This window comes from Mycobacterium sp., from assembly GCF_052144515.1.
Classification (GTDB): Bacteria; Actinomycetota; Actinomycetes; order Mycobacteriales; family Mycobacteriaceae; genus Mycobacterium.
Map to the genome: position 1 here is coordinate 1 of NZ_JBKQQD010000363.1, position 3,843 is coordinate 3,843.

The window sequence follows — 3,843 nt, forward strand, 5'->3', positions numbered from 1 at the left end:
CTACTCTTCTTCACGGCGGTCCCCTTGCTGTTGGTGTTCTTTGGCGGAACGCCCGACACCTACCACACGGCAGGAATCAAGCGGGGGACCGCCACCTCAACTTCCACGAGACCCGGGACAACCTCTCTTCCCCGGCTGTCGGCTCCCAACACTCGATATGGTGCCAGACCATGCCGCTAAGGTCGGCTACACCTGCACCCGCATCCAGCAGCTGCAATCACACTATTGCAAGACCTTGGATATGTGGTCGGCGGCGCTGAAGGCACATAAGGATGAGGCCATCGCGCTACAGGGTGAAGAAGTCTACAACCGCTATGACAGATATCTGAGTGGAGGTGCGAAGGCGTTCCACGACGGCTACCTCGATTGCGCCCAGTACACGCTGGAGAAGTAACCGACGCGTGACGTTGCTGGATACGCTCAAGGCGGGTTTGGTTCTTCGTACTCGCTTTAGCGGCACTGGCTGTGGTGGCAGTGTATGAAGCGCGATAGAGAAGCTGGCCAGCCTGCCGCTGACCTGGATCGCGCAATGAACGCGCCAGATCCGTCGCCCAATTCACTATCCAGGCTCGTCGACTTGGGGCCACTCCGCGTTAAGGCCAAACACCTCGTGGATGGCGAGTGTTCCCTCGGTGGAGACGATTTGTCCGTCGTCGCTGGCGGTGTGAGTGAGGGTGTGTATGAAATCGGGATCGGTGCCCACGGGTTTACCCACATTTGGGGGATGTCTTTAGCGACCCCGTAAGGATCGACGTTGCGGCCTAACAGAACCGCCGGGCGGTTGACCTCGTGTGACCTTGTGCCGACGCTAACCGCCTGTCGCCTATTTGGTCAGAGTGAACTGCCCCACATTGCTGACGCCGTTGCGGAAGAAGTTCTCACACCCGGTCAGATAATGCATGTAGCGGTCGTAGACCTCTTCGGACTGGATGGCGATGGCACGTTCGCGATTAACGCGCAGATTGGCTGCCCAGATGTTCAGCGTCTGCACGTAATGCTCCTGCAGTAACTGCACCTTTTCCACTGAAAACCCGGCGTCCTGGGCAAACTTGAAAATATCTTCCTGCGCCGGCAACTGTCCGCCCGGGAAAATTTCAGTAGCTAGGAAACGCGTGAATCGGATATCGCTCATTGTCAGCTTGATGCCGCGCTCGTGCATCTGTTTCTGGCTATGGGCCAAAATTGTGTGCAGCAACGTCCGGCCATCGTCGGGGAGGATGTTGTAGGCGCGATCGAAGAACGCGGCATAACGCTCCATCTTGAACGCTTCGAAGGCGCCGATGGTGACGATCCGGTCGACCTTGTCCTCGAACTCCTCCCAGCCCTGCAGCCGTACCTCGACGTTGCGGTCGGTGGGGATCGCGGACAGTTTGGCCTTGCTGTACTCGACCTGATTGCAACTCAGCGCAATACCGATGACGTTGACGTCGAACTTCTCGATTGCTCGCTGCAGCGCTCCGCCCCAGCCGCAGCCAATGTCCAGCAACGTCATCCCAGGCTCGAGGTTCAGCTTTCCCAGCGCCAAGTCAAACTTCGCGTTTTGCGCCTCCTCGAGGGTCATGTCATCATGCTCGAAGTATGCGCAGGTGTAGCCCATCGTTGGGTCTAGAAATAATGCGAAAAACTCGTCGGAAACATCGTAGATAGACTGCGACTCTTCGTAATATGGCCTCAGGTCGGTCATTTTCTTAGCCGATACCTCTCACGTTGTCGATCGCGAGCATCGTACCTGACTTTTATCCAGCTAGTGCGCACTGGTGGGTGAGTTGATCTTGGCGAGGGCTTCGGCGAGGTCGTCGGGTAGGGGTTCGGCGGCGGTGAAAGGCCAACGGAGACAAGGCAACTCACGGCCCCAGGAGCCGTGAATCAAGACGACGTGTTTGGTTTCGGCCATGAAACTAAGGATGACAGCCAATGCGGCAGACAGTGCCCCATAAGCGTCAAGTTGTTTTGATAGGCAAGAGGCTGGCGAATGGATGCGCCTCATCGACGATGTCGATTGCCACATCGACTGCGCGACAAGGAGACCATCGACAGCGAGTTGCGACTGCTGGCCGGATAGGGCCATGCTCGCCGCGTACGACGGCCGGCTCAGGCTGGCCGAAACTGGTGCTCGCTTGCAAAAGCCCCGCGGTCAGCGATCTTCAGTTTCGGAGAGATCGGATGGCCCAGTGCCGCAACGCCGCCAGCTACATCACGGCCTAGGATTTGCCGGAGCTGACGGTGGCTGGGTAGAAGCTACTCAGTGGCGGGTCTCTACGGCCGCGGGATCTTCGTGACGAGGCAGGCGAGGCGTTCGGCGATGGGCCGGATGATTCGCGGTGAGTTGAGGTACGCGACGTGGGAGACGGGGGTGCGACCAAGTATCGGCGGCCCGACACGCACGACCTGGTCACGATCGACCGCCCGCCGATATTGTTCGTTCAGTGCTTTCAGGGGATAGGCGACAATGTCGTCGGGGTCGTAGAAGTTGACCCACTCGGCGGCGCCTCGGGTCTCGGGACTCTCGTGATCGCGTCCGGGCAGACCTATGGGCTTGTCGAAGCTCGGGTAGCGGACCATCCACAGTGCGATCGGGCTGCCCAGGGTGTAGAGGAACGTCAGGGTCTCGCCGCGTTGCAGGGCAGTCGGAAAGTCAGGTTCGGCGTGCTGCAGGTCGTAGAAGTGATCGGACGCGATCACGGTTCCCAGGCTGTGGGCGATTACGCACAGCGGTGCCTCTGGAGCGCGTTCGGCCAGTTTGGCCAGGGCATCATCGATGCATCGATGGATGGCGTGGTAGTTGCCGTCGGTGTCTTCGGCGTCTTGATAGGCGACTAGGTCCCCGACGAAGTAGGTGAATGCCCAGCGCAGGGTGGGCCAGTGAACCTTCGGCGGCCGTGGCAGGCGCCACAGCAATCCCGAGACGAGCAACGGCAGCATCGCCAGGAACGATCCATTGTCGATGCGGTGCACGAGCTGGTCGAGGTGGCGTGTCCAGTCGGTAAAGCGGTCCCCGAAGGCGCGTTGAGCAACTTTGTCGAGGCTGTCGGCGACCACCGGGATCCAGTACGCCGCCTCGACCTCAAGTTGTGGTGCCGACTCGTTCTTCTTGCAGGCACGCCGGTACTCGGTTCGGGTCGAGCAGGGCGAAGGCGACAGCTTCGTCATCGCGTTCAGCCGAGCCTCCGATGCGGTGGCCTGCGCGCTTGCGCTGCAGCGGGCGCCTCTGGTGCCGTTGCGACTGCGGATCGGGGTGCATACCGGCGAGGTGCAATTGCGTGACGAGAACAACTATGTCGGGCCGGCCATCAACCGGACCGCGCGACTCCGCGAGCTCGCGCATGGCGGCCAGACGGTCCTTTCGGGCACCACCAGCGATCTGGTTGCCGACACGCTCCCCGATGACGCATGGCTGACCGAGCTAGGCACTCATGGGCTGCGCGATCTACCCCGTCCGGAACGCGTGGTGCAGCTCTGCCATCCCGACCTGTGCAACGAGTTTCCTCCCCTTCGGATGCGCGGAGCCGTTGTCGCCCAACATCTTCCGGTTCAGCTGACGAGCTTCGTCGGGCGCGATGCGGAAATGGTCGACGTGCGCGACATCCTCGCTGAGAACCGGTTTGTGACGTTGACCGGCGCTGGCGGCGTGGGCAAAACCCGCCTAGCTGGCTGTAGGTCGTGTCAAGTCATGTGGTGTGCGTGGGGCATTGTCGCCGGTGGTTGTCGGCGTTGAAGACCTGGCCTGAGTGCGTGGTGTGCTGTGAGGAGTGCCGTGAGCGCCCACGCTGACTTATGCGACCTCACGGTTGGTGGGTCATCTGGCGTCGTTCGGGCTGCTGTGAAGGCGAAGGGCCGGGTGCC

General features: G+C 60.8%; 5 protein-coding genes and 1 pseudogene. 2 read left to right on the plus strand and 4 right to left on the minus strand.

Features of this window, described 5'->3' with window-relative positions; translation table 11 throughout:
• The first annotated feature begins 40 nt into the window (after positions 1 to 40).
• Positions 41 to 394, plus strand: coding sequence for a class I SAM-dependent methyltransferase (locus ACLP9N_RS23580; protein ID WP_442409658.1), 354 nt, complete (start codon positions 41 to 43; stop codon positions 392 to 394).
• Between the two features lie 165 nt (positions 395 to 559).
• Here the strand turns inward: ACLP9N_RS23580 and ACLP9N_RS23585 are convergent, their stop codons facing one another.
• The 4 genes from ACLP9N_RS23585 to ACLP9N_RS23600 form a co-directional block, all read right to left on the minus strand.
• Positions 560 to 715, minus strand: a complete 156-nt coding sequence (locus ACLP9N_RS23585; RefSeq protein WP_442409656.1) for a hypothetical protein — start codon at positions 713 to 715, stop codon at positions 560 to 562.
• Positions 716 to 823: 108 nt separating this feature from the next.
• Positions 824 to 1,684, minus strand: coding sequence for a cyclopropane mycolic acid synthase family methyltransferase (locus tag ACLP9N_RS23590; RefSeq protein ID WP_442409657.1), 861 nt, complete (start codon positions 1,682 to 1,684; stop codon positions 824 to 826).
• A 60-nt stretch (positions 1,685 to 1,744) separates the two neighbouring features.
• On the minus strand, positions 1,745 to 1,894 hold the full coding sequence (locus ACLP9N_RS23595; protein WP_442402384.1) for a hypothetical protein: 150 nt from the start codon (positions 1,892 to 1,894) through the stop codon (positions 1,745 to 1,747).
• Between the two features lie 362 nt (positions 1,895 to 2,256).
• Positions 2,257 to 3,039: a hypothetical protein gene (locus ACLP9N_RS23600; RefSeq protein ID WP_442402385.1), complete on the minus strand. Its 783-nt coding sequence runs from the start codon at positions 3,037 to 3,039 to the stop codon at positions 2,257 to 2,259.
• Positions 3,040 to 3,118: 79 nt separating this feature from the next.
• On the opposite strand from ACLP9N_RS23600, the pseudogene ACLP9N_RS23605 reads away from it, so the two are divergent.
• Positions 3,119 to 3,649, plus strand: a pseudogene (locus ACLP9N_RS23605) (LuxR family transcriptional regulator); the annotation flags it as partial.
• Positions 3,650 to 3,843 lie beyond the last annotated feature (194 nt).

Bases quoted from the DNA above. Each gene is read 5' to 3' on its own strand.
- ACLP9N_RS23595 (WP_442402384.1), bottom strand. From the start codon at position 1,894: ATGGCCGAAACCAAACACGTCGTCTTGATTCACGGCTCCTGGGGCCGT.
- ACLP9N_RS23590 (WP_442409657.1), bottom strand. From the start codon at position 1,684: ATGACCGACCTGAGGCCATATTACGAAGAGTCGCAGTCTATCTACGAT.